This is a genomic window from Synechococcus sp. BO 8801 (assembly GCF_002252675.1).
GTDB lineage: Bacteria > Cyanobacteriota > Cyanobacteriia > PCC-6307 > Cyanobiaceae > Cyanobium.
This window is the reverse complement of sequence record NZ_NQKY01000002.1, coordinates 221,912-244,347: the sequence shown is the minus strand read 5'-3', so window position 1 is coordinate 244,347 and position 22,436 is coordinate 221,912. Positions and strand designations below refer to the sequence as shown.

At 71.0% G+C, this 22,436-nt stretch carries 23 protein-coding genes and 1 tRNA gene; 12 read left to right on the top strand and 12 right to left on the bottom strand.

Annotated elements, in window-relative coordinates; translation table 11 throughout:
- Positions 1-23 precede the first annotated feature (23 nt).
- On the top strand, positions 24-281 hold the full coding sequence (locus CJZ86_RS02680) for a hypothetical protein (RefSeq protein WP_015109642.1): 258 nt from the start codon (positions 24-26) through the stop codon (positions 279-281).
- Here the strand turns inward: CJZ86_RS02680 and murJ are convergent.
- Complete coding sequence (murJ, locus tag CJZ86_RS02675; protein ID WP_094584409.1) at positions 278-1,882, bottom strand: murein biosynthesis integral membrane protein MurJ; 1,605 nt, start codon at positions 1,880-1,882, stop codon at positions 278-280. The genes CJZ86_RS02680 and murJ overlap by 4 nt on opposite strands.
- 66 nt (positions 1,883-1,948) lie before the next feature.
- On the opposite strand from murJ, the gene sfsA reads away from it, so the two are divergent.
- A complete protein-coding gene (sfsA, locus tag CJZ86_RS02670) occupies positions 1,949-2,707 on the top strand; it encodes a DNA/RNA nuclease SfsA (protein ID WP_094584474.1) in 759 nt (252 codons plus the stop codon).
- On the opposite strand, the gene CJZ86_RS02665 is transcribed toward sfsA, so the two are convergent.
- Positions 2,695-2,889 carry a DUF4278 domain-containing protein gene (locus CJZ86_RS02665; RefSeq protein WP_094584408.1) on the bottom strand — a complete coding sequence of 65 codons (195 nt, stop codon included), beginning with the start codon at positions 2,887-2,889 and terminating at the stop codon, positions 2,695-2,697. The genes sfsA and CJZ86_RS02665 overlap by 13 nt on opposite strands.
- Before the next feature lie 262 nt (positions 2,890-3,151).
- Here CJZ86_RS02665 and CJZ86_RS02660 point away from each other — a divergent pair, with 262 nt between their 5' ends.
- The 3 genes from CJZ86_RS02660 (at position 3,152) to CJZ86_RS02650 (ending at position 6,716) form a co-directional block, all read left to right on the top strand.
- On the top strand, positions 3,152-4,603 hold the full coding sequence (locus CJZ86_RS02660; protein WP_094584407.1) for an ammonium transporter: 1,452 nt from the start codon (positions 3,152-3,154) through the stop codon (positions 4,601-4,603).
- 105 nt (positions 4,604-4,708) lie between these two features.
- Entirely contained in the window at positions 4,709-5,917 is a 1,209-nt protein-coding gene (locus CJZ86_RS02655) for a 4-hydroxy-3-methylbut-2-enyl diphosphate reductase (RefSeq protein ID WP_094584406.1), read from the top strand.
- Between the two features lie 121 nt (positions 5,918-6,038).
- Positions 6,039-6,716, top strand: coding sequence for a DUF1997 domain-containing protein (locus CJZ86_RS02650; RefSeq protein WP_198960055.1), 678 nt, complete (start codon positions 6,039-6,041; stop codon positions 6,714-6,716).
- A gap of 24 nt (positions 6,717-6,740) precedes the next feature.
- Here CJZ86_RS02650 and CJZ86_RS02645 read toward each other — a convergent pair whose 3' ends face one another.
- Both CJZ86_RS02645 and purH read right to left on the bottom strand, forming a co-directional pair.
- A complete protein-coding gene (locus CJZ86_RS02645; protein ID WP_094584405.1) occupies positions 6,741-7,217 on the bottom strand; it encodes a DUF4079 domain-containing protein in 477 nt (158 codons plus the stop codon).
- Positions 7,218-7,288: 71 nt separating this feature from the next.
- Positions 7,289-8,833 (bottom strand): bifunctional phosphoribosylaminoimidazolecarboxamide formyltransferase/IMP cyclohydrolase, encoded by a 1,545-nt coding sequence (gene purH, locus CJZ86_RS02640; RefSeq protein WP_094584404.1) that lies wholly within the window; start codon positions 8,831-8,833, stop codon positions 7,289-7,291.
- 56 nt (positions 8,834-8,889) lie between these two features.
- Between purH and CJZ86_RS02635 the strand changes: the two genes are divergently transcribed.
- Complete coding sequence (locus tag CJZ86_RS02635) at positions 8,890-9,567, top strand: alpha/beta hydrolase (RefSeq protein ID WP_094584403.1); 678 nt, start codon at positions 8,890-8,892, stop codon at positions 9,565-9,567.
- Between the two features lie 21 nt (positions 9,568-9,588).
- Here the strand turns inward: CJZ86_RS02635 and CJZ86_RS02630 are convergent, their stop codons facing one another.
- Complete coding sequence (locus CJZ86_RS02630; protein WP_015109652.1) at positions 9,589-9,960, bottom strand: DUF3155 domain-containing protein; 372 nt, start codon at positions 9,958-9,960, stop codon at positions 9,589-9,591.
- A 412-nt stretch (positions 9,961-10,372) separates the two neighbouring features.
- On the opposite strand from CJZ86_RS02630, the gene CJZ86_RS02625 reads away from it, so the two are divergent.
- Positions 10,373-11,497, top strand: a complete 1,125-nt coding sequence (locus tag CJZ86_RS02625; RefSeq protein ID WP_094584402.1) for a sensor histidine kinase — start codon at positions 10,373-10,375, stop codon at positions 11,495-11,497.
- Here the strand turns inward: CJZ86_RS02625 and CJZ86_RS02620 are convergent.
- Positions 11,463-12,233 (bottom strand): adenosylcobinamide-GDP ribazoletransferase, encoded by a 771-nt coding sequence (locus tag CJZ86_RS02620; RefSeq protein WP_094584401.1) that lies wholly within the window; start codon positions 12,231-12,233, stop codon positions 11,463-11,465. The genes CJZ86_RS02625 and CJZ86_RS02620 overlap by 35 nt on opposite strands.
- A 97-nt stretch (positions 12,234-12,330) precedes the next feature.
- On the opposite strand from CJZ86_RS02620, the gene tgt reads away from it, so the two are divergent.
- Complete coding sequence (gene tgt / locus CJZ86_RS02615) at positions 12,331-13,452, top strand: tRNA guanosine(34) transglycosylase Tgt (RefSeq protein ID WP_094584472.1); 1,122 nt, start codon at positions 12,331-12,333, stop codon at positions 13,450-13,452.
- A 32-nt stretch (positions 13,453-13,484) separates the two neighbouring features.
- Positions 13,485-13,643: a photosystem II reaction center protein K gene (locus CJZ86_RS02610; RefSeq protein ID WP_015109656.1), complete on the top strand. Its 159-nt coding sequence runs from the start codon at positions 13,485-13,487 to the stop codon at positions 13,641-13,643.
- Between the two features lie 27 nt (positions 13,644-13,670).
- Here CJZ86_RS02610 and CJZ86_RS02605 read toward each other — a convergent pair whose 3' ends face one another.
- Positions 13,671-14,399: a WecB/TagA/CpsF family glycosyltransferase gene (locus tag CJZ86_RS02605; protein WP_094584400.1), complete on the bottom strand. Its 729-nt coding sequence runs from the start codon at positions 14,397-14,399 to the stop codon at positions 13,671-13,673.
- A 79-nt stretch (positions 14,400-14,478) separates the two neighbouring features.
- Between CJZ86_RS02605 and CJZ86_RS02600 the strand changes: the two genes are divergently transcribed.
- Positions 14,479-17,733: a glycoside hydrolase family 15 protein gene (locus tag CJZ86_RS02600; protein WP_094584399.1), complete on the top strand. Its 3,255-nt coding sequence runs from the start codon at positions 14,479-14,481 to the stop codon at positions 17,731-17,733.
- Here CJZ86_RS02600 and CJZ86_RS02595 read toward each other — a convergent pair.
- From CJZ86_RS02595 to CJZ86_RS02585, 3 genes are read right to left on the bottom strand one after another with little or no spacing between them, the layout of a single operon-like run.
- Positions 17,730-18,722, bottom strand: coding sequence for a Gfo/Idh/MocA family protein (locus tag CJZ86_RS02595; protein WP_094584398.1), 993 nt, complete (start codon positions 18,720-18,722; stop codon positions 17,730-17,732). The two genes, CJZ86_RS02600 and CJZ86_RS02595, sit on opposite strands and share 4 nt — an antisense overlap.
- A 35-nt stretch (positions 18,723-18,757) precedes the next feature.
- A complete protein-coding gene (locus CJZ86_RS02590; protein WP_094584397.1) occupies positions 18,758-20,032 on the bottom strand; it encodes a hemolysin family protein in 1,275 nt (424 codons plus the stop codon).
- 42 nt (positions 20,033-20,074) lie between these two features.
- On the bottom strand, positions 20,075-20,296 hold the full coding sequence (locus tag CJZ86_RS02585; protein WP_094584396.1) for a hypothetical protein: 222 nt from the start codon (positions 20,294-20,296) through the stop codon (positions 20,075-20,077).
- A 55-nt stretch (positions 20,297-20,351) separates the two neighbouring features.
- Between CJZ86_RS02585 and CJZ86_RS02580 the strand changes: the two genes are divergently transcribed.
- Positions 20,352-21,017, top strand: coding sequence for a Fe2+-dependent dioxygenase (locus tag CJZ86_RS02580; RefSeq protein WP_094584395.1), 666 nt, complete (start codon positions 20,352-20,354; stop codon positions 21,015-21,017).
- 6 nt (positions 21,018-21,023) lie between these two features.
- On the opposite strand, the gene CJZ86_RS16900 is transcribed toward CJZ86_RS02580, so the two are convergent.
- Both CJZ86_RS16900 and CJZ86_RS02575 read right to left on the bottom strand, forming a co-directional pair.
- Positions 21,024-21,096: transfer RNA gene (locus CJZ86_RS16900), tRNA-Ile, on the bottom strand.
- A gap of 30 nt (positions 21,097-21,126) precedes the next feature.
- Positions 21,127-21,675, bottom strand: a complete 549-nt coding sequence (locus CJZ86_RS02575; protein WP_233133793.1) for an Occludin/ELL family protein — start codon at positions 21,673-21,675, stop codon at positions 21,127-21,129.
- A gap of 151 nt (positions 21,676-21,826) precedes the next feature.
- Between CJZ86_RS02575 and pyrE the strand changes: the two genes are divergently transcribed.
- Positions 21,827-22,420, top strand: a complete 594-nt coding sequence (gene pyrE, locus CJZ86_RS02570; protein WP_094584393.1) for an orotate phosphoribosyltransferase — start codon at positions 21,827-21,829, stop codon at positions 22,418-22,420.
- Positions 22,421-22,436 lie beyond the last annotated feature (16 nt).

Here is a 22,436-nt window from a genome sequence, read left to right as displayed (position 1 = left end):
GTGACGCCCCACGCAGGCTGGTCGTGCTGGTCATCGAAGTCACCAATGCCCGTGACGTGGTCCGCCAGCGCATCGGCCGACTCGGCGGGCGTCTGATCGGCAAGGTGGTGGATGCGGAGGCCCAGGTGGAGAAGGCCCTGATCCAGGAACTGGAGAGTGCCTTCCGGGACTTCGGCATCGAGGCCCGCATCTTCTCGATCGACGGCCCCCAGATGATCGGCCGCTCCCATCTGGAGATTCCCGTGCAGGTAAGAGAGGAGCGCCAGGTGCGGCTCCCTTAGGCCCGGCGGCGCACCATCCGCAGCAGCTGGCCCGCCTCGGGTACGCCGGCGAGGCTCGCCAGCAGTCCGTAGAGCCCCACCGCCAGGCCGGCGCAGATCGTGTTCTGGAGCAGCAGCCCCACCAGGCCCGGAGGCCAGGCCACCGCCAGCGACAGCCACCAGCAGGCCCCCCCTCCGACCAGGGCGGCCAGCAGCAGCTTGCCGCTGTCGGCGGCCCAGAGCCGCAGGGGCAGGCCCCCCAGCCGGCGGCTGAGGGCCAGCACCAGGCCGGAGCAGGTGATCAGGTTCACCGCCACGGTGGCCAGCACCAGGCCGGCGGCGCCGGCGTTGAGCATCGGCAGCTGGAGGCCCCAGGCCGGGGTGGGGCCGCCGGTGAAGGCCCAGCAGAACACCGCGTTGAGGCCGATGCCGCCCAGGGACCAGCGGAAGGGGGTGTTGCCGTCGCCGAGGGCATAGAAGACGCGCACCAGCACGTCGCGGCCCAGGTAGGCCGGCATGCCGATCCCGTAGGCCATCAGCAGCTGGCCCACCAGGTCGGCGGCGGTGTGATCGAAGGCGCCGCGCTGGTAGATGAGGGCCACGATCGGCACGGCCAGGGCCACCATCAGTGCCCCCAGGGGCAGCATGGTGGCGTTGGAGAGCATCAGGCCCTGGCGGATGCGCGTGACCAGCTCGGGCCGGTCCTCCGGTGCCGTCAGCCGGGCATAGACGGGCAGCAGCGGCACCAGCAGGACATTGGAGAGCAGGCCCAGGGGCGTCTGCACCAGCAGGTTGGCGTAGCCCAGGCCCGCCGCCGCCGCCGGCATCCCCGAGGCGAAGAACAGCGACACGAAGACGTTGATCTGGAGCATGCCGGAGGAGAGGGTGGCCGGCCCCATCACCTGCAGCACCTCCCGCACCCCCGGATCGCGCCAGTCCCAGACCAGCTGCAGCCGGTTGAGGCCCTCCTTGGCCAGGGCCGGCAGCTGGATCAGCCACTGCAGGATCGCCCCCACCGTGGTGCTGGCGGCCAGCACCACGCCGCCGATCACCGCCGTGGCTGGCAGGGTGATGGTGCTGCCCAGCTGCCACCAGAGCAGGCCGATGCCGCCGATGACAGCGACGCTGGAGAGCAGGGGACTCACCGAGGGCAGCCAGAACACGTCGGCGGCGTTGAGGGCCCCGAAGCCGAGGCCGATCAGGCCGGCGAACAGGGCCATCGGCGCCATCCAGCGCAGCTGCAGCACGGCCAGGGCGTGGCGTTCCGGGTCGAGGCCGGGACCCACCAGGTCGATGAGCGGATCGGCGGCCACCAGCAGCAGCAGGGTGACGACGATCAGCCCCGCCCCCACCAGGGTGTTGATGCTGGCAAGCACGTGGGCGCCCTCATGGCGCGGCCGCCGGGCCAGCACGCTCACCATGGCGCTGTGGAAGGGCCCGTTGATGCCGCCGAGCAGGATCAGCAGGAACCCTGGCAGCACGTAGGCGTAGTTGTAGGCGTCATAGGCCGCGCCCACGCCGAAGGCGGCGGCGATCACCTGCTGGCGCAGCAGGCCGGCCACCTTGCTGAGGGCCGTGGCCGCCCCCACGATCAGGGCAATCCGGCGCAGGGATCGGGCCATGGCGGCGGGGCACTGCCCATCGGAACGCACGGCAGTATGGCCCTCCCCCTTCGGGCAGCCGACCCCATGGCCCCAGCGACCATTGCCGTGCCCGTGCTGTCCACCGGCCCCCTGGAGGAGGGGGTGCTGCTGAAGCGCTACAAGCGCTTCCTGGCCGACGTGCAGCTGGACGATGGCCGGACGGTGACGGCCCACTGCCCCAACACCGGGCCGATGACCGGGGTGCTGCTGCCGGGAGGACGGGTGCGCCTGCGCCACGACCCCTCACCCAGCCGCAAGCTGGCCTGGACCTGGGAGCAGGCGCAGGTCGGCGGCCATGGCGGCGAGCCGGTCTGGGTGGGGGTCAACACGGCCCTGCCCAACCGGCTGGTGCGGGCCACGATCGAGGCGGGTTGCCTGGAGCCCTGGCTGGGCCCCATCGGCAGCATCCGCGCCGAGGTGCCCTACGGCGAGGGGCGCCGCAGCCGGATCGACCTGCTGCTGACACCCGCCGAAGGCGCCGCCGATCCCCGTCCGATCTATGTGGAGGTGAAGAACACGACCTGGAGCGACGGCGATCTGGCCCTGTTCCCGGACACGGTCACCGAACGGGGCCAGAAGCACCTGGTGGAGCTCACGGCCCTGGTGCCCGGGACCCGGGCGGTGCTGGTGCCGTGCCTGAGCCGCGGCGACGTGACGCGCTTCGCGCCGGGCGACAGCGCCGACCCCCGCTACGGGGAACTGTTCAGGGCCGCTGCGGCGGCAGGGGTGGAGGTGCTCCCCTGCCGCTACAGCTTCGATGCGGCGTCCGTGACGTGGCTGGGCCTGGCCGCTCAGGCCTGGTGATGGTGGTAGTGGGTGCCGCGATAGACGAGATCAAGGGCCCCATCCACCGGGGACGGCTCGTGCCGCAGCGGCGCGTCGTAGTGGTGACCGCGGTAGACGTGGTCGATCGGGGCGGGGGAGGGAGACGCGTCGTGGGAGTGGTCGTAGGGGAGACCGCGATAGCAGAGGGCGGAACGGGCCATGGCGACAAAGGCAGAGATGGGGAGGCCAGAAGGCTTCCCTGATGCATGTCTAGCGCCTCTGCACTGTCCATAGTGAACACTTCTGAAAACTCTTTGCATCTCTTCAGGGCGGGGCCCTCCGCCGCCGGGCCGGGCCGGGCGGTGGCCTCGGACTCATTTGGTAGCGAATCAGACATTGGAACCGATGCCCGTCATGGATAGTCGGAGCTTGTTGATGCCTACCCCGGCGTCAGAAGACGAACGTTCTCTTCAACCACGATCCATGATCGATTCAAGTCACCCGCACAAGGTTCGACCGCCGAGAAGCCTCAGCGAAGCCAGCCTGCTTGAGGCACCGGGGCTGTTAATGCGCAAGGTTCGTGGTCTCTCCTCCCGCACCAGCCTCACCTGGTTCGCCTGTGTGCCTCTGGCCCTGTTCATCCTGGGCCTGTTCAACCTCTCCGCCCACGCGGCCGACCTGCCCGAGCTCACCCCCGCCTTCCTGATCAACAACCTCTGGTTGTCGATCGCGGCCTTCCTGGTGATCTTCATGAACGCCGGCTTCGCCATGGTGGAAGCCGGTCTCTGCCGCCAGAAGAACGCCGTCAACATCCTGGCCAAGAACCTGATCGTCTTCGCCTTGGCGGCCACGGCGTACTGGTTCATCGGCTACAAGATCATGTACAACGCTTCGTGGGTGATCCCCGGCGTCTTCAAGTTCGGCGGTTTCTTCTTCGACCCCACCGTCACCGCTGAAATGGTGACCGAAGGCAAGCTCGTCCCCAGTGTCGACTTCCTCTTCCAGGTGGCCTTCGCCGGAACCGCCGCCACGATCGTCTCCGGCCTGGTGGCCGAACGCATCAAGTTCAACGAGTTCGTCATCTTCTCCCTGGTTCTTGTCGGCGTCATCTACCCGATCGCCGGTTCCTGGCAGTGGAACGTGGGTGAAGGCTGGCTGAACAAACTCGGCTTCATCGACTTCGCCGGATCCACCGTCGTCCACACCGTCGGCGGCTGGGCCGGTCTGGTGGGCGCCATGATCCTCGGCCCCCGCATCGGCAAGTACATCGACGGCAAGCCCCAGGCCATCCCCGGTCACAACCTGGCCATCGCCACCCTCGGCTGCCTGATCCTCTGGCTCGGCTGGTACGGCTTCAACCCCGGTTCCGTCCTGGCGATGAATGAGCTGGTCCCCTACGTGGCCGTCACCACCACCCTGGGCGCCGCAGGCGGCGGCATCGCCGGCACCCTGTTCTCCCAGATCCACTCCGGCAAGCCCGACCTGACGATGACCATCAACGGCATCCTTGCCGGTCTGGTGGGCATCACCGCCGGCTGCGACGGCTTCCCGATGTGGGCCTCCTGGGTCGTGGGCTTCATCGGCGGCGCCATCGTCGTCTACGTTGTCAGCTTCATCGACTCGATCGGCATCGACGATCCCGTGGGTGCCTTCTCGGTCCACGGCATCGGCGGCATCTGGGGCACCCTGGCGGTGGGCCTGTTCAACGCCGACAAGGGTCTGCTGATGGGCGGTGGCTTCAGCCAGCTGGGCATCCAGATCCTGGGATCCTTCGTCTTCTCCGTCTTCACGATCGTCACCTCCTGGATCGTCTGGAGCATCCTCAGTGCCGTCTCCGGCGGCATCCGCGTCGAGGAGCATGAAGAGGTCCAGGGTCTCGACATCGGCGAGCACGGCATGGAGGCCTACCCCGACTTCGTGTCCGCCTCCAACTGATCCCCCGGATCCGGTTTCCCTTTTCGACCGCGGCTCCGGCCGCGGTTTTTTTTCGCCCGTCCCACCGCCGACCCCCATAGAGTCGGCACAACCCGGTACCTGCCTGTGGACACCCGTGCCTTCAAGCGCTCCCTGCACCACTCGGATCGCTACAACCGCCGCGGCTTCGGCCTGGGCGACGAGGTCGCGGGCAGCCTGGAGCAGGCCTACCAGAGCAACCTGATCGCCAGCCTGCGGGAGAACGGCCACGTCCTGCAGCGCGGGCGTCTCAAGATCCGCCTGGCGGAGGCCTTCGGCTTCTGCTGGGGGGTGGAGCGGGCGGTGGCCATGGCCTACGAAACCCGCCGCCACTACCCCAGTGAGCGGATCTGGATCACCAACGAGATCATCCACAACCCCTCGGTCAACGCCCATCTGCGCCAGATGGACGTCCGCTTCATCCCGGTCGACGACGACGTCAAGGACTTCTCCGAGGTGGGCACCGGGGACGTGGTGATCCTGCCCGCCTTCGGCGCCACCGTGCAGGAGATGCAGCTGCTCAACGAACGGGGCTGCCACATCGTCGACACCACCTGCCCCTGGGTCTCGAAGGTGTGGAACACCGTCGAGAAGCACAAGAAACACGCCTTCACCTCGATCATCCACGGCAAGGTGAAGCACGAGGAGACCCTGGCCACGAGTTCCTTCGCCGGCACCTACCTGGTGGTGCTCGACCTGGCCGAGGCCCGCATGGTCAGCGACTTCATCCTCGAGCGGGGCCAGGGGGCCACCGACCGTGAGGCCTTCATGAGCCATTTCGCCAATGCCTGCTCCCCCGGCTTCGATCCCGACCGGGACCTGGTGCGGGTCGGCGTCGCCAACCAGACCACCATGCTCAAGAGCGAGACCGAGGAGATCGGCCGCCTGTTCGAGCGCACCATGCTGCAGCGCTACGGCCCCGCCGAGCTCGACGAGCACTTCCTGGCCTTCAACACCATCTGCGACGCCACCCAGGAGCGCCAGGACGCCATGTTCGCCCTGGTGGACGAGCCCCTCGACCTGATGGTGGTCATCGGCGGCTACAACTCCTCCAACACCACCCACCTGCAGGAGATCGCCGTCAGCCGCGGCATCCGCTCTTTCCACATCGACACCCCCGAGCGGATCGGACCGGGCAACCGCATCGAGCACAAGCCCCTGGGGGGCGAGCTGGAGACCCTGGAGCCCTTCCTGCCGGAGGGGCCGGTGCGGGTGGGCATCACCTCCGGCGCCTCCACCCCCGACCGGGTCGTGGAGGACGTGATCGAGCGCCTGGTGGGTCTCAGCGAGGAGTGAACCACCACCCGGTGGCTTTACATTCACGAAAGGTTTTCCTCCCTCCAGGGCCGCCCGGGAGATCAGAACCCCCGTCCTTTCTGGCCGTTCCCCTCTGACCCACCGCACGCCCCAGACCACGATGGCGGCAGGCTCCTCCCTGCAACAGGATCCCGACGACGCCGGGGCCACCGCGAGCGAACCCCTGCGCGACAGGACGGACCCTGCCATCCGCCGCTACGCCAGCACCTTCGCCGATCTGATGGAGATGCGGGCGCCGGCCGCCGTGGTGGGCTCCTACCTCGACCGCCACGAGGGCTGGTTCCGCCGCTGCGCCGCCCCGATGACGGTGGAGCCCATCGGCAGCCAGGGGTATGTGCTGACCCTGGGCCGCTTCGGCAACTTCGGCTTCGAGGTGGAGCCCACCATCGGCCTGGAGCTGCTTCCCCAGGCCGCCGGGATCTACCGCATCGTCACCGTGCCCCTGCCCCACTCCGACGCGGCCCTGCGGGGGCTCTACGACGTCGAATTCGCGGCCTCCCTGTGCCTCGACGAGGCCAGCGGCTCCGAGGTGTCCCACGAGGAGGTGGATGGGGTGATGCTCCACACCCTGGTGCGCTGGCAGCTCGACCTGGCCGTGTGGCTGCGGCTGCCCGGCATGCTCTCCCTGCTGCCCGAACACCTGGTCCAGAGCAGCGGCGACCACCTGCTGCGTCAGATCGTGCGGCAGATCTCCCGCCGGCTCACCTGGAAGGTCCAGGAGGATTTCCACGCCAGCCACGGCATCCCCTGCCCGCCGCGGCGCCGGGCCCAGTTCTGACCCCCCTCCCTCAGGGGGGGGTGCTCAGGGAGCGGGAGCGGTGAGGATCTTGTTGACGATCTGCATGCCGGTGACGGCCTGCCACAGGAACAGGGTCATCAGGGTCATGTTGAGGCCCACGTGCACCTTGCGGGCGATCAGGTTGCCGGCCTGCATCAGCGGCGAGAGGGCCGCCGCCAGGGCGATCAGGCACACCATCCCCAGCGCCACCAGCAGGTGGGGACCGACGAACAGCTTGCCGTTGTTGATGTAGGTGACGGCCATGCCACCGACGAAGCCGAGCACGAGGACGGCCAGCACGAGGCTGCCCATGAGGTAATGGCGCTTGGCGAACTGCCCCTTGATGAGCTCCTTGCGATCCTCGGCCGTGGCCGTGCGGGTCTTCTTGGCCTTGATGCCCAGGAACATCGCGTAGGCCGCGAGGCCCAGCAGCACCCACATCAGCAGGGGGTGGGCGAAGTTGAGGGCGAAGGCGATCGAAGCGGGAAGGGCGGCGAACATGACGCGTTGGAACTCCACCGGGCCAGGGCGGCCGGCTGCGAGTGCACCGAAGTTACAACTTCTCCGTGCCCTCAGTGCAGAAAGTGACGACGGCCGGTGATCACCATCACCATGCCGTTGGCGTTGCAGGCGGCGATCGAATCCGGGTCGCGCTTGCTGCCGCCGGGCTGGATCACCGCCCGGATGCCGTGCTCCGCCGCCAGCAGCACCGTGTCATCGAAGGGGAAGAAGCCGTCGCTGGCCAGCACGGCCCCCCGGGCGGCTGCGCCGGCCGCCTCGAGGGCCAGCCGGGCCGAGCCCACCCGGTTCATCTGGCCCGCCCCGACGCCGAGGGTGCGGCCATCGCGGGCCACCAGGATGGCGTTGGAGCGCACATGGCGCACCACCTGCCAGGCGAAGCGCAGATCCTGCCATTCCTGGGCGCTGGGCTGGCGCTCGCTCACCACCTGCCAGGCATCGGGATCGGCGGGGCCGTCGTCCGCCTGCTGGGCCAGCACCCCTCCGAGCACGCTGCGCAGCTGCAGGGCTCCGGCGGCCCCCGCCACGGCGCCGGGATCGAGCTCCAGCAGGCGCAGGTTGGTCTTCGCCGCCAGCCGCTGGCGGGCCTCCTCGGAGAACGACGGCGCCACGACGCATTCCAGGAACAGCCCCGCCAGGTGCTCGGCAGCCGCCCGGTCCACCGGCCCGTTGAGGGCGACGATGCCCCCGAAGGCGGAGACCCGGTCGGCATCCAGGGCCCGCAGCAGGGCCTCGGCGGTGTCGGCGCCGATGGCGACGCCGCAGGGGTTGGTGTGCTTGATCACCACCGCCGCCGGCTCGGCGCCGGGGCCGTAGCCGAAGGCCGCCACCGTGGTGAGGGCCGCCTCCAGGTCGATCAGGTTGTTGTAGCTGAGTTCCTTGCCCTGGAGCTGGCGGGCCGCCCCCCAGCCCACGCCGGCTTCGCCGAACCAGCGGGCGCCCTGGTGGGGGTTCTCGCCGTAACGGAGCACCTGCCGCAGGGGCAGCTCCAGCCGCAGGGGCTGGCCCGGTTCATCGGCGAGGCGGCCATCGATCCAGGTGGCGATGGCGGCGTCGTAGGCGGCGGTGTGGGCGAAGGCCGCCAGGGCGAGCCGGCGCCGCAGGCTCCCGTCGACCTGGCCGGCCGCCAGGGCCTCCAGAAAGGCCGGGTACTGGTCGGGATCGGTGAGCACCGCCACGTCGGCGTGGTTCTTGGCGGCGGCCCGCACCATCGCCGGGCCACCGATGTCGATGGTCTCGATGGCCGTTTCCCAGCTCACGGCGGGGTCGGCCACGGTGGCGCGGAAGGGATAGAGGTTGACCACCACCACATCGATGGTGGTGATCCCCTGGGCCTCCAGGTCGGCGCGGTGGACGGGATCGTCCCGGCGGGCCAGGATGCCGCCGTGGATGCGGGGATGGAGGGTCTTGACCCGGCCGCCGAGGATCTCGGGAGCACCGGTGTGCTCCGCCACCTTCGTCACCGGCAGGCCGGCGGCGGCCAGGGCCGCGGCGGTGCCGCCGCTGGAGAGCAACGCGTAGCCCTGAGCCAGCAGCCCCTCCGCCAGCGGCACCAGGCCCCGCTTGTCGGACACACTCAGAAGGGCCGTGGCAGCCATGACGGCGGAAAGGGCGGAGGAGGAGCCAACCTACGCAGCAACAGCCGAACGTCACCGTGCCCACGGATCCCCTCGCCGAAGTGCCGCCGATCGAAGACGACGCCACCGCCCTGTTCGCGGGCCCGCGCCAGGCCGAAAGACGGCTGGTGCTGCTGCACGGCTGGGGCGCCGACGCCGATGACCTGCTGGATCTGGGGGCGGTGCTCCTGGACGCCGATCCCGCCGCCATCGGCCTGAGCGTGGTCGCCCTGCGGGCGCCCCTGCCCCATCCGGCCGGCATGGGCCGCCAGTGGTACGACCTGCAGCAGCCCGAGTGGCCCCAGCTGCCCGAGGCCCGCCGGGCGCTGCGGCGCCGGCTGCTGGCCCTGGGCGCCTCCGTGCCGCTGGAGCACACCTGCCTGCTGGGCTTCTCCCAGGGGGCGGCCATGGCCATCGATGTGGCCACGGGCTGCGGCCCGGACGCCAGCGAGGCCCTGCCACTGGCGGGGCTGGTGGCCTGCAGCGGCTACCCCCATCCCGACTGGCAGCCCCGGACGCCACGCACGGACATCCTGCTCACCCATGGCGAGCAGGATCCTGTGGTGCCCTTTGCGGCCAGTGCGGCGCTGGAACGATCGCTCGCGGAGGCCGGTGGCTCGGTGCGGCGGATCACCTTTCCAGGCGGCCACAGCATCGATCCCGAGTTGATCGCCCCGGTGCGGGAGTTCCTGGTCAGGGGCTGGGAAGCACGCTGACCAGGAGCCGCGAAGCGGGAATCAGACGAAGGCGTACTCGTACTCCTCCATCTCCTCCCAGTCGTCGGAGGCGAGGGCTTCGAGGCCCTCGAAGAGCACCTCTTCGCCGATGCTGTCGACGATCAGCCGCAGGGACGGGAACAGGAAATGGTTCTCTTCGGCGTACTGGGCGCTGAACAGGCCCTTCTCCCCCCAGAAGAAGCGGTCGGTGGTGTGCTCGTTGCGGCGCACGTTGAGGATCGCCGGAGCCGTCAGCTCCGTTTCGGCGATGTAGCGGCGGGCTGCCGTCACCGGTTTGTGGGAGCCGGTTTCGAGGTTGAAGGTCGGGACATGGGCGAGGACCCGCTGGCCTGCGAGACGACGGCGACTGATCCGCTTGCGCTTCTTGGACATGGCATGGATCCCGGTGAAGGGAGACCGAAAGGTGGAGTTGGGGGGGGGGGGGGGGGGCTGCAGACGTGCGATAGCGGCCGGAGCCGGCGACGAACGGCAGAGAGGACCGACCACCCAGGGGTGGCGGGTCCACGTCCATACGACTGTCGACCTGGGGCTGGTCGGAGAGGATCACCGTCGGTAACGCCGGCCGGCTCCCGGAGGAGGTCATGGCCGGTACAGAGGCGGTGCGCAGCTGCCTCTGCTGTAGCCTTGGTTGCGAGCAAAGCGCAACGCTGGCCGTTACGACTGCAACTTTCCGCCCGTCCGAGGACTGCGAAGTAGTGGTCGTTACCAAGATCTTAAAACTTTTTTTGCGTTTCGACACGCCTCTCCCGAAAATTTCCCGGACGGATCCGGTCCGCGGCTGGTGATGCCTGTCTCGCAACGGTTTCTGGCCCTGGTGGGGTTTCAGCTGGGCCAGTTCGTCGACTGCCCTGAGGTCCGGTCCCTGGTGGTCTACGTCACCCATCAGGGGGAAACGGGCCAGCCCAGCCTGCTGCCGGTCGGCCACTGGCCCCCGGACGAGCGGGCCCTGCCGGCGGTGGACAGCGTCAGCCGGCTGCGGGTGCCGGCGGAGCAGCGGCGCTGGCTGCCCCTGCGGGATGGCCAGCGCCTGCTCGGTGCCCTGCAGGTGGAGGCCGCCCGCAACCCCTGGCCCGAGCCGCTCGCCCAGCGGCTCCAGGCCGTGGCCCTGGCCCTCACCGAAGCCCTGCGGCTGGATCTGGAGGGCGGGGAGCTGCGGCAGCGGCTCTCGGAGCGGGAGGAGCAGCTGGGACTGCTGCTGCACCAGCTGCGCAACCCGCTCACGGCCCTGCGCACCTTCGGGCAGCTGCTGCTGCGGCGCCTCGGCCCCGACCACAACGACCGCTCCCTGGTGCAGGGCCTGCTGGCCGAGGAGCGCCAGATCAACCGTTATGTGGAGGCCATCAGCGCCCTGGTCCACCCGGAAGGGCAGCTCGCCGCCCCCGCCTCCCCCCAGCCCCTGCTGCTGCCGCCCCTGCTGAGCGGACCCGAGGGCCAGCCCCTGGCCGGGCTGCTGGAACCGCTGCTGCAGCGGGCGGCCGCCACCGCGACCCTGCAGGGGCGGGAGTGGCACGGCCCCCGGACCCTGCCGGACTGGAGCGGCGACAGCGGATCGGTGGCGGAGATCCTGGCCAACCTGCTGGAGAACGCTTTCCGCTACAGCCCCCCAGGCGCCGCCGTGGGCCTGCACTGGGCCAGCGACGACGGCGGGCTGCAGCTCACGGTCTGGGACGGCGGGCCGGCCATTGCCGCCGCCGAGCGGGAAACGATCTTCGGGCGGGGGGTGCGGGGAACCCGGGGCCAGGACCTGCCCGGCACCGGCCTGGGGCTGGCCCTCGGCCGTGATCTGGCCCGCAGCCTGGGCGGCGAACTGGCGCTCGTGGTGCCGCCCCGGACCGTGGCCGAGGCGCTCCCGGAGGAGGGCAACGCCTTCCGGCTCAGCCTGCCCAGGCCGTCAGCACCGCGGCGATGAGCAGCAGGCCCAGCGATTCGCTCCACTCCACACAGGCGCCGTAGCTGTCGCCGCTGTGGCCGCCGAGGCGGCGACCCAGGACCACCGGAACCAGCAGGGCCGGCAGCAGGGCCAGCGCTCCGATGGGGACGGGCCAGGTGGCCAGGCCCGGCCAGGGCAGCAGCAGCAGGGGCGGCAGCAGCAGCAGGGCGGGCCGCAGCTCCGCCGCCAGGCCGGCCCCGTGGGCGCGATGGAAGGCGGCGCTGCCGCCGGGCCGCAGGTAGGGGAACCAGGCCATGGCGGGCAGGGGCGCCACCCGGCCGCAGACCGCGGCCCACACCAGCGCCACCGGCGCCGCCGGCCCCAGCATCGCCAGGGCCCCGGCCCGCAGCAGCAGCACCAGCACGAGGGCCTGCACGCCGCTCGCCCCCACCCGGCTGTCGGCCATCGCCTCCAGGCAGCGGTCCCCCGCCGCCAGGCCATCGGCGCTGTCCATGACGCCGTCCATGTGCAGGCCGCCGCTCAGCCACAGCCCGAGCGCCAGCACCAGCGCCACCTGGGCCACCAGGGGCACCCGCCCCTCCAGGGCCCACCAGAGCAGCCCCTGCAGCACACCGAGAACGGCACCGATCCAGGGGGCGAAGCGGGCGATCCGCTCGAAGCGGGGCGCCGGCGCCGGCCAGGCCGGCAGCACCGAATAGAAGATCCAGGCCCCGGCGAGATCCCGCAGCCACGGTGGAGCGCTCAGGCGGGGCATGGGCAGGGCGTTGGAGGCGGCGGTGCAGGTGGAGGTGGAACCCCGGGTAGCGTCGCAGCAGCGGCGCCTAGCGTCAGCGCTGAGCCGCTGCGGCGTCATCGCCTTCGACTTCACGATCACCGCCCGTTGCCCGCGGACCCGGGCCCGCTGCGGCTGCTTCACCACCCCCCACGGCCCCGTCCACACGCCCCGGTTCATGCCGGTGGGCACCGCCGCCACCGTCAAGGGCGTCAGCACGCCCCAGCTGCGGGAGACCGGGGCCCAGATGGTCCTGGCCAACACCTTCCATCTGCATCTGCAGCCGGGGGAGCCGGTGGTGGCGGAGGCCGGCGGGCTGCATCGCTTCATGGGCTGGGACGGCCCCCTGCTGACCGACTCGGGCGGCTTCCAGGTGTTCAGCCTCGACGCCATCAACCGGATCGACGACGACGGCGTGGTGTTCCGCTCCCCTCGCGACGGCTCGCGGATCGACCTGACCCCCGAGCGCTCCATGGCCATCCAGCGGGCCCTGGGGGCCGATGTGGCCATGGCCTTCGACCAGTGCCCGCCCTATCCCGCCAGCGAAGCGGCGGTGGCCGAGGCCTGCCGGCGCACCCACCGCTGGCTGGAGCGCTGCGTCGCCTGCCACGGCGGCGGCGACCAGGCCCTGTTCGGGATCGTGCAGGGGGGCTGCTTCCCCCATCTGCGCGAGGCCTCGGCCCGGGTGGTGGCGGCGATGGACCTGCCCGGCATCGCCGTCGGGGGCGTGAGCGTGGGCGAGCCCGTCGAGGAGATGCACCGGGTGGTGCGCCAGGTGGGTCCCCTGCTGCCCCAGGAGCGTCCCCACTACCTGATGGGGGTGGGCAGCCTGCGGGAGATGGCGATCGCGGTCGCCAACGGCTTCGACCTGTTCGACTGCGTGCTGCCCACCCGGCTGGGCCGGCACGGCACCGCCCTGGTGGGGGGCGAGCGCTGGAACCTGCGCAATGCCCGCTTCCGCCACGACCACGGCCCCCTCGACCCCAGCTGCGGTTGCCTGGCCTGCCGGCACCACAGCCGCAGCTACCTGCACCACCTGTTCCGCAGCGACGAACTGCTGGGCCGCACCCTGCTGAGCCTCCACAACCTCACCACCCTGCTGCGCTTCACGACCGCCATGGCCCAGGCCATCGGCGAGGGATGTTTTTCAGAGGATTTCGCTCCCTGGGAGCCAGACTCCCCGGCCGCCCACACGTGGTAGGTTCCGGCCATTGCAACGGTTCTCCCCCAGGCATGGCTCTCTCCCTGCTGGCCAGCTACGCGCCCCATACCCTCGCCCAGCTGCCCGAGGCGTACCAAGCCTTCGGCCCCCTGGTGGACATCCTGCCGATCATTCCCCTGTTCTTCCTGCTGCTGGCCTTCGTCTGGCAGGCCTCCGTCGGCTTCCGCTGATCAGCGGCGTTCACTGAGCACCACCGTTCAGCGGCGTTCGCGCAGCACAGCCCAGGCGAAGGCCGGCAGCGAGAGCATGCGCCGCCAGCGGCTGGGCTCCTTGATCAGCCGGTAGAGCCACTCGATGTGCAGGGCTCCCATCCAGGCGGGGGCCCGCTTCTTGGCGCCGGCCCAGATGTCGAAGCTGCCGCCCACCCCCATCCAGAGGCCGCTGCGGGGTCCGGGCTGCTCCTGGATCCAGGTCTCCTGGCGCGGCACCCCCAGGGCCACCAGCACCAGATCCGGGCGGCACTGCAGCAGCTGACGCTCGAGCCCGGGCCAGGCATCCGCGCTCTGGTAGCCGTGGACGCTGAAGACGAGCTTCAGCCCAGGAAGGTCGTGGGCGAGGCGATCGCGCAGCTGATCCATCACCGCCGGACTCGCCCCCACCAGGGCCACCCGCCAACCGCTGGCGGCCGCATGGTCGAGCAGGCGGCGGGCCAGCTCGATGCCCGGAGCCCGGCGCACCCGGTGCGACTGGCGGCCCAGGGCCCAGACCACGCCGGCCCCATCGGGGATGACCATCCGGGCCGCCTCGATCGCCGCCCCCAGGGCGGGATCCGCCAGGGCCGCCATCGTCATCTCCGCATTGAGGGTGACGATCTGGCCACCGCCGGCCGCGTGCAGGGCCACGGCGTCCCGGAAGACGTCGTTGCTTACATTCACAGGAATGCCCAGGACGCGGGCACGGACCGGCGTGGTCGCGAGGGCTGCCATGGGAAGGAACGACGGCGGGGAGAATCTATGGCCTGGTTCCACGGCCGCCACCACCGGCACGCCCCGTCCTGACGCGACCATGATGAGCACGGCGAGCAATGGCGACAGGGGCGTGATCGATCCGCCAGCCCCTTCCACCGGCGAGGCGGAGGCCAGAGAGCTCCTGGAACGGCTCGACCGCGGCATCGAGCACGTCGTCCTGCGGCGCCAGCATCCGATCACGGGTCTGCTGCCCGCCAGCACCGCCAGCACCGTGCACGGCAACTACGGCGATGCCTGGGTGCGGGACTGCGTCTACTCCATCCAGTGCGTCTGGGGGCTGGCCCTGGCCCACCGTCGGCTGCAGGGACCCTGCCGCCGCAGCTTCGAACTGGAGCAGCGGGTGCTGCAGCTGATGCGGGGGCTGATGCGCTCGATGATGCGCCAGTCGGCGAAGGTGGAGCGCTTCAAGACCAGCCTCGAGCGCCTCGACGCCATCCACGCCAAGTTCGACACCGCCACGGGCGATCCGGTGGTGGACGACGACGGCTGGGGCCATCTGCAGCTCGACGCCACGGCCCTGTTCCTGCTGCAGCTCGCCCAGCTCACCCGCTCGGGCCTGGTGATCGTGCAGACCAGCCACGAACGCGATTTCCTCCAGAACCTCGTCTACTACGTGGCCCGGGCCTACCGGGTGGCCGACTACGGCATCTGGGAGCGGGGCGACAAGGGCAACCACGGCCAGCCGGAGCGCAACGCCAGCTCGATCGGCATGGTGAAGGCCGCCCTCGAGACCCTCGTGGGTCTGGATCTCTACGGCCCCCAGGGCGACGGCAGCTGCTGCCTGACCATCCCCCATGACGCCATCGTCCGGCTGCGGCGTGCCCTGCGCGGCCTGCTGCCGAGGGAATCGGCCAGCAAGGAGGTGGACAGCGCCTGCCTGTCGGTGATCGGCTACCCCGCCTGGGCCGTGGAGGATCCGGCGCTGGTGGAGCGCACCCGGGAGAAGATCCGCAGCGAGCTGGCCGGGTCCTACGGCTACAAGCGATTCCGGCGCGATGGCCACCAGACGGTGCTGGAGGACGTGACCCGGCTCCACTACGAACGGGAGGAGCTGGCCCAGTTCGAGCACATCGAATCCGAGTGGCCCCTGTTCCTGGCCTACGAGCTGATCACCGCCTGCTGCGAGGGCCGCTGGGAGGAAGCCCGCCGCTGGCGGGAGCAGCTGGCGGAGCTGAGCGTGTCGGTCGACGGGGAGGCCCTGCTGCCGGAGCTCTACCTGGTGCCGGAGCGGCTGATCGAGGCCGAGCGCCGCCAGCCCGGCAGCCAGACCCGCGTCCCCAACGAGAACGTGCCCCTGCTCTGGACCCAGAGCCTCACCTGGCTGTCGGATCTGCTGCTGCACGGCCTGATCACCGCCGAGGATCTCGACCCCTGCGGGCGCCGTCACCCCAACCCCCCGGGGGCCGAGGAGGTGCTGGTGGCCCTGGCTCCGGCCGACGACAGCATCGCCGCGGCCCTGGCGGAGGCCGGCCTGCCGGTGCGGCGGCCCTCGGACGGGACGTCCCCCCTGCGGGTGGCCAGTTCCAGCGAGCTGGCCCGGCGCCTGGCGACGGTGGGCGCCAACGGCCGCCTGGGCCTCTCGGGCCACCCGCCGGTGCGCATGGAGACCCAGGCCACCGCCCGGCTCTACCGCCACGACGGCGAACTGATCGGCTTCCTGCCGGCGGTGCTGGAGGAGGACACCTTCTACCTGGCCGACGATGCCCAGGTGCTGGTGGACACGGTGGCAACCGAGGTGCGGGTGCTGCAGCGCCACTGGCGGGGCTCCGGCGCCCCGCTGCTGCTCGTGCCGGTCGCCGCTGGCCCCTTCCGCCGCGACCCGGACGCCTTCCTGAACCTGGGCCGCGATCTGCAGCAGGGCCAGCTGGGCTCGGTGCCGGTGCGGCTGGTGTCGCTGGAGGCGCTGGTGCCGCTCGCCAGCCTGATCGACCTGCCGCCCCAGGCGCTGGCGGCCTGCGATCTGGTGCCGGACGGCCACACCCTGCTGCCGCCCAGCGCCAGCCACCAGCCGCTCACCGCCCGCCAGGAGCAGGAGCTGGAGGACGTGCCGCTGGCCCACCTGGTGGACAGGCTCTGGGCCAGCCGCTCCCTGGAGGAGCAGGCCGAGGTGCTGGAGCTGCTGAGCCGCCGGCTCGGCCCCAATGCCCGCCTGCAGGGACCCCGCAGCGGCCCGGGGGTGCGGCTGATGGTGCTGCTGGAGGAGGTCTACCGCCGCGGCCTCGCCGACGCCGACTGGAGCGTGGTGCGCCGGGCCGCCGGCGCCATGGGCCTGGTGCACCCCCAGCTGGAGGATGCCCTCACCGACCTGCTGCTGCGCCAGAAGCAGGTGGTGGTGGGCCGCAACTACACGCGCGATTCGCTGCTCGGCCATCCGGAGGGCAGCCTGGCGATCGCGGCGATGGTGCGCCGCTTCAGCGGCGAGGACGGCCGGGAATGGATGCTGCAGCAGGAGCTGCTGCTGGCCATCGACGCCCTGGCCCGCTCGGACGTGGATCTGCTCAGCGGCAGCCTCACCCTGCAGCTGGGTCAGTTCCTGCTGCTGCTCACCGGCGAGCTGGCGGCGGAGGCCAACCTCAGCCCCAGTGAGGCCTTCGAGGCCCTCTGCGCCCTGCCGCCCCACGCCATCCGCCGCCGGCTGCGGGCCGTGCTGGCGGACGTGGAGCACGCCCGGGCCTCCCTGCAGCGCAAGGAGCAGCTGCACCTGCGCGGGCGGGTGCGCTGGGAGGTGCCCGACCCCCTGGCGGAACTGCCCAAGGACGGCAGCTGGCTGCAGCACCGCATGCGGCTCGGGGCGCTGCAACGGGTGCCGAAGGACTTCTACCCGGGCATCTGGGACCTGCTGCACCACTGCCGGGGCCTGGTGATCGGCGACAAGCTGGAACGGCGCAACCGGCTGGAGAGCGCCCCCCTGCTGCGCGAGAAGACACCGGGGGAAAAGAACTTCGCGATCCTGGTGGAGCACCTGCTGAGCAAGATCGAAGCGCCGGAGTACCGCCGGCTCTGCATCGAGACCCTGCTCACCCTGATGGCCTTCGTGGCCGCCAACCCCCAGGTCCAGTTCGACGATGACCTGGCCCTGGACGTGGTGATCGGCCACGCCGTGCGGGTGGGCTGGCAGCAGCGCCATCCCGAGGTGCCGAGCGAGGCCTACGGCCGACACAAGGCTGAGGCCTGGGATCTCTTCTACCGCTCCTCCCCGGCCGACTGCCGCCGCTGGCAGCTGCTGGCCCTGCAGGAGCTGGCCGACAGGGACGCGGCCCCTGCCGCGATGATCCCGGCGGCGGGTGTCTAGATCGGGGCCTCCAGGGCCATGCAGAGGTTGGGCTGCTCGACGCACTGCTCGATCAGATCGGCCAGCTGCAGGGCCCGGGAGGCCTGCAGGCCATCCACGGCCGGGGTCTCCCGACCACGCACGCACTGGAGGAAGTGCTCGAGTTCGGCGTAGAGGGGTTCGATCGAGGTGGTGCTCACCTCTTCGATGAAGCCGTCGTTGCGGTAAAGCAGCTCGCCGTGGTCGGCGCTGACCGATTCATGGGAGCGCCGGTGGATGCGCAGATTGCGGTTGAGGAAATCCGTCTCCATCAGGCTGCTGCGGCAGTGGGCGCTGAGGCTGCGGATCTTGCGGTGGGCCATCTTGCTGGCCGTGAGGCTGGCCACCACGCCGTTGGCGAAGCCCAGGGTGGCGTTGACGTAGTCGATCGGGCCATCGGAGCTGCGGCCGCCGGCCGCCGCCAGCCGCACCACCGGGGAGGCGGCCAGTTCGAGCACCAGATCGATGTCGTGGATCATCAGATCGAGCACCACCGACACGTCGTTGGCCCGGTCGGCGTTGGGGCTGTGGCGCCGTGCCTCGAGCACCACCACCTCCTCGTTGGCCACCACCCGCAGCAGCTCCCGGAAGGCGGGGTTGAACCGCTCGATGTGGCCCACCTGCAGCAGGCGTCCGGCCGCCTCGGCGGCGCCGATCAGGTCGGCGGCCTCCTCCTGGGTGGCGGCGATCGGCTTCTCGATCAGCACGTGCACCCCCGCCTGCAGGCAGGCCATGCCGACCCGGTGGTGCAGCAGGGTGGGAACGGCGATGCAGACGGCCTCCACCTCGCCGAGCAGATCTTCGTAGGCGGGGAACCAGCGGCAGTCGAACTGCTCCACCGCCAGCCGGCCGCGGGCCTCGTCGGGGTCGGCGACACCCACCAGTTCGGCATCGCGGAGCAGGCTCAGCACCCGGGCGTGGTGCCAGCCCATGTTGCCGATGCCGATGACACCCACGCGCACTGGGTTCATGGCAGGGGCAGAGCAGGTGGCCGCATTATCGATGATCAGGTTCCGTCCGTGCTGGCGAGGGTGATCTGAACCCGCTCGATGCGGGGGCCGTCCATGGTGAGAACGTCGATGCGGACGCCCTGCCAGCGGAGACCCTCCCCAGGGGAAGGGATGTGCTGGAGCCGTTCCAGAACGAAACCGGCCAGGGTGTGGTGGCCGTCCGCCTCGGGCAGCTGCAGGCCCAGCTGGCGGTTGAGCTCGACGATCTCCAGGTCCCCCGCCGCCGACCAGCTGCCGTCGACGAGGGGCAGCAGGTCCTGGGCCGTCTCCAGGGGGTTCTCGTCCTCGCCGACGATCTCGCCGGTGAGGTCGGCCACGGTGACCAGCCCCTCCGTGCCGCCGTGTTCATCCACCACCACCAGCAGGGGCTGGCCGCTGCGGATCAGCGGCAGAAGATCGGCCAGGGAGGCGCTTTCCTGCACCTGGGCCACCGGCAGGATCCAGGGGGCCAGGGCCGTGTCGGGGTGCAGCTGGCCCCGGGCGATCGGCTCGGCCAGCCGCCGCAGGTCGAGCATGCCGCGCACGTCGTCGAGGGAGCTGCCGATCACCGGGAAGCGGGCGTGCTGGCTGGCATGCACCGCTTCCATCATCTGGGCGAAGGTGACATCCAGCGGCAGGGTGACCATGCCGGAGCGCGGCATCATCACCTCGCGCACCAGCGTGTCCCGCAGGGAGAACACCCCCTCGAGGATGCTGCGCTCGTCGGGCATCAGGCCGGTGACACTGCCGCTCTCGATGAGCGTCTCCAGCTCACCGGCCGACAGCACCGGCACCAGCTCATCCCAGTTGCGCGGCAGGCCCAGCAGCCGCAGCAGCCCGCCGCTGAAGCGCTCGATCACCAGAAGCAGCGGCGCCAGGGTGCGGGTGAGGGACTCCAGCAGCGGCGCCAGCCGCAGGGCCGAGCCCTCGGGACGGTGCAGCACCCAGGCCTTGGGCACCAGCCCGCCCAGGAGGGTGGCCAGCAGGGCCAGCACCAGGAAGACCCCGGCATCGATCCAGGCCTGCTCGCCCCGGCCCATCCAGCCGGCCACCTGCTCCGCCAGGCCCCGGGCCAGCCAGCCCATGGCCAGCAGCGCCAGCACCAGACCCAGCTGGGTGGCCACCAGGACGCTGCGCATCCGGTGCTGAAGCCGGGCCACGGAACGGGCGCCGGGCTCCTCCGCCTCTTCGAGCTGCTGGACGCGGCTGGGCCGCAGACGGATCAACGCAAGCTCCCCGGCAGCGAAGAAGGCCAGCAGGGCCAACAGGATCGCCAGAACCAGGAAGCGCATCGGTGGGGTGTCGTGGCTGAAGGTTAGGCCCCGCGGCCCGGCTCAGCCTTCGCCGCCTTCGCCGCCCTCGCCACCGTCACCGTCCTTGTCGCCGTCCTTGCCGGCCCCATCCGGCGCCCCGGGGGCCGGCCGTTCCTCGGCCGGGGCGCTGATGCCATTCTCGCCGCCCTCCTGGTCCTTCGCTTCGGGGGCCTGGGCGCAGCCCATCGTGGCCGTGATCAGGCCGGTGGTGACCAGGAACAGGGCGATGCTGGATCGGGCCATGGCATGCACCGTGGTGGGGTGGGGGGAGAATTGTGGCGCAGCGGACAGCCGGAGAATGCAGTTCCGTCTCGAACCCCTGCTGAGTGCCGGTCAGGTCGACGAGCTGCGGCAGGCCCTGCTGGCGGAGGACGTCCCCTGGCGGGACGGGGCCGAAACGGCCGGATGGCATGCCCGGGCCGTGAAGCGCAACCGCCAGCTGGACCCGGGGTCCTCCCTGCACCAGACCCTCGCCTCCGCCCTCAGCGACCGCCTGCTCCAGCATCCGCTGCTCCAGGCGGCGGCCCTGCCGGTGCGGCTGCACAACCTGCGCTTCAGCCGCTGCGGCGTCGGCGAGGGCTACGGCCGTCACGTCGACAATGCCTTCATGGCCGGCGGCCGCTCCGACCTCTCCTTCACCCTGTTCCTGAGCGAAGCCGATCAGTACGACGGTGGCGCCCTGGTGCTGGAGGATCCCGGCGGTGAGAGCCCCCTGCGGCTGCCCGCCGGCCATGCCCTGGTGTATCCGAGCTCCCTGCTGCATCGGGTGGAGCCGGTGACGCGGGGTGAACGGCTGGTTGCCGTGGGCTGGATCCAGAGCAGGGTGCGCCGCAGCGACCGGCGCGAACTGCTGTTCGAGCTCGACACCGCCCGGCGCGCCCTCTTCCAGGAGCAGGGCAAGGACGAGATCTTCGATCTGCTCAGCCGCAGCTACGCCAACCTGCTGCGGATGTGGGGCGAGTGAGGCGGATGGGGGTCGCGAGGATCGAACTCGCCTAAGGCGAATTATGAGTTCGCTGCATTCACCAGATTGCTAGACCCCCGGGGGACGGGCCACCGGCTGGGCGGAGGCGTCACCAGAGGCCCCGGATCGGCGGGGTCCAGGTGGTGGCGGCCGACGGCCGGACGTAGGTGGGGGTGGCGGCCCCAGCCCCGAGGCTGGTGCTGAAGCCGTTGGTGATGTCGGCGGTGCGCTGGGGCATCAGACCGCTCTGATCGGTCAGCATCACCGACGCGGTGTTCTCGATGGCGGTGCCGTCCCAGATGATGTTCTGGTCGGGGAAACCGAAGGCGACGATCCTGCCGCCATCGCGGCCGGGGATCGAGAGACCGAGGGGATCGGTGATCTGGTGGAGCAGGTTGACGCCCTGGGCGAAGGGAGCCGAAAAGCTGTAGAAGCGCTGCTCCATCAGCTCGGGGGCGGAGCGCGTCACGCCGCAGCGGGTGACCTCCACCGGCCCCGTGCCGGCCGAGCCGGGGATGGGGGCTTCGAGGGTGGTGGTGCACAGGACCGGGCCGGCCAGGGCGGGGGCCAGGACAACCAGGGGCAGCAGGGCTGTGACGCCGGCAGCGAGGCGGGCCGACAGGCGGGCTGTGAGACGGGCGGCGAGGGGGGCAGGCACTGCCAGGATCGGTGCTGTCATGGGGTCTACAGGCCCAGCCTCGGGGCGATATGTGCGCAGGTTAGCGACCTCTGACGCTCTCGCCCATCCATGGCCCGCCGCACCGGCCGCTTCCGCAACGCGCCTCCCCAACGCCGCTTCCCCAACGTCCATGGTCTCCCTGCCCTCCAGCCCCAGCCAACAGCGTTCCGCCCTGCTCGCCCTGCTGGCGGAGCGGGCCTACCGGCTGGGTGACTTCACCCTGGCCTCGGGGCGCCGCAGCCCGCACTACGTCAACTGCAAGCCGGTGAGCCTGAGCGGCATCGGCCTGGCCCTGCTGGGCCGCCTGATGCTGGAGCTGGTGGAAGACGAAGCCGCCGCGGTGGCGGGGCTGACCCTGGGGGCCGATCCGCTGGTGAGCGCGGTGGCCCTGCAGGCCGCCCTGGCCGGCCGCGACCTCGATGCGCTGATCGTGCGCAAGGAGGCCAAGGGCCATGGCACCGGCGCCTGGCTCGAAGGCCCCCTGCCGCCGGCCGGGAGCCAGATCACGGTCCTGGAGGACGTGGTCACCACCGGCGGCTCGGCCCTCAAGGCCGTGGCCCAGCTGCAGGAGGCGGGCTACGCCGTGGAGCGGGTGGTGGCGATCGTCGATCGCCAGGAGGGGGGTGCCGAGGCGATGGAGGAAGCGGGCCTCGACCTTCGCAGCCTGTTCCTGCTCGAGGAGGTGGCCGCCACGGCCGCTGGGCTGGACGGCGCGGCAGGCTGAGCCCCGCGACAGGCTG

What these genes read in the sequence shown, in the direction of transcription:
- murJ (WP_094584409.1), bottom strand. Translation starts at nt 1,882, where the DNA reads ATGGCCCGATCCCTGCGCCGGATTGCCCTGATCGTGGGGGCGGCCACG.
- sfsA (WP_094584474.1), top strand. Translation starts at nt 1,949, where the DNA reads ATGGCCCCAGCGACCATTGCCGTGCCCGTGCTGTCCACCGGCCCCCTG.
- CJZ86_RS02665 (WP_094584408.1), bottom strand. Translation starts at nt 2,889, where the DNA reads ATGGCCCGTTCCGCCCTCTGCTATCGCGGTCTCCCCTACGACCACTCC.
- CJZ86_RS02660 (WP_094584407.1), top strand. Translation starts at nt 3,152, where the DNA reads ATGATCGATTCAAGTCACCCGCACAAGGTTCGACCGCCGAGAAGCCTC.
- CJZ86_RS02650 (WP_198960055.1), top strand. Translation starts at nt 6,039, where the DNA reads ATGGCGGCAGGCTCCTCCCTGCAACAGGATCCCGACGACGCCGGGGCC.
- CJZ86_RS02645 (WP_094584405.1), bottom strand. Translation starts at nt 7,217, where the DNA reads ATGTTCGCCGCCCTTCCCGCTTCGATCGCCTTCGCCCTCAACTTCGCC.
- purH (WP_094584404.1), bottom strand. Translation starts at nt 8,833, where the DNA reads ATGGCTGCCACGGCCCTTCTGAGTGTGTCCGACAAGCGGGGCCTGGTG.
- CJZ86_RS02630 (WP_015109652.1), bottom strand. Translation starts at nt 9,960, where the DNA reads ATGTCCAAGAAGCGCAAGCGGATCAGTCGCCGTCGTCTCGCAGGCCAG.
- CJZ86_RS02625 (WP_094584402.1), top strand. Translation starts at nt 10,373, where the DNA reads ATGCCTGTCTCGCAACGGTTTCTGGCCCTGGTGGGGTTTCAGCTGGGC.
- CJZ86_RS02620 (WP_094584401.1), bottom strand. Translation starts at nt 12,233, where the DNA reads ATGCCCCGCCTGAGCGCTCCACCGTGGCTGCGGGATCTCGCCGGGGCC.
- CJZ86_RS02610 (WP_015109656.1), top strand. Translation starts at nt 13,485, where the DNA reads ATGGCTCTCTCCCTGCTGGCCAGCTACGCGCCCCATACCCTCGCCCAG.
- CJZ86_RS02605 (WP_094584400.1), bottom strand. Translation starts at nt 14,399, where the DNA reads ATGGCAGCCCTCGCGACCACGCCGGTCCGTGCCCGCGTCCTGGGCATT.
- CJZ86_RS02600 (WP_094584399.1), top strand. Translation starts at nt 14,479, where the DNA reads ATGATGAGCACGGCGAGCAATGGCGACAGGGGCGTGATCGATCCGCCA.
- CJZ86_RS02595 (WP_094584398.1), bottom strand. Translation starts at nt 18,722, where the DNA reads ATGAACCCAGTGCGCGTGGGTGTCATCGGCATCGGCAACATGGGCTGG.
- CJZ86_RS02590 (WP_094584397.1), bottom strand. Translation starts at nt 20,032, where the DNA reads ATGCGCTTCCTGGTTCTGGCGATCCTGTTGGCCCTGCTGGCCTTCTTC.
- CJZ86_RS02585 (WP_094584396.1), bottom strand. Translation starts at nt 20,296, where the DNA reads ATGGCCCGATCCAGCATCGCCCTGTTCCTGGTCACCACCGGCCTGATC.
- CJZ86_RS02580 (WP_094584395.1), top strand. Translation starts at nt 20,352, where the DNA reads ATGCAGTTCCGTCTCGAACCCCTGCTGAGTGCCGGTCAGGTCGACGAG.
- pyrE (WP_094584393.1), top strand. Translation starts at nt 21,827, where the DNA reads ATGGTCTCCCTGCCCTCCAGCCCCAGCCAACAGCGTTCCGCCCTGCTC.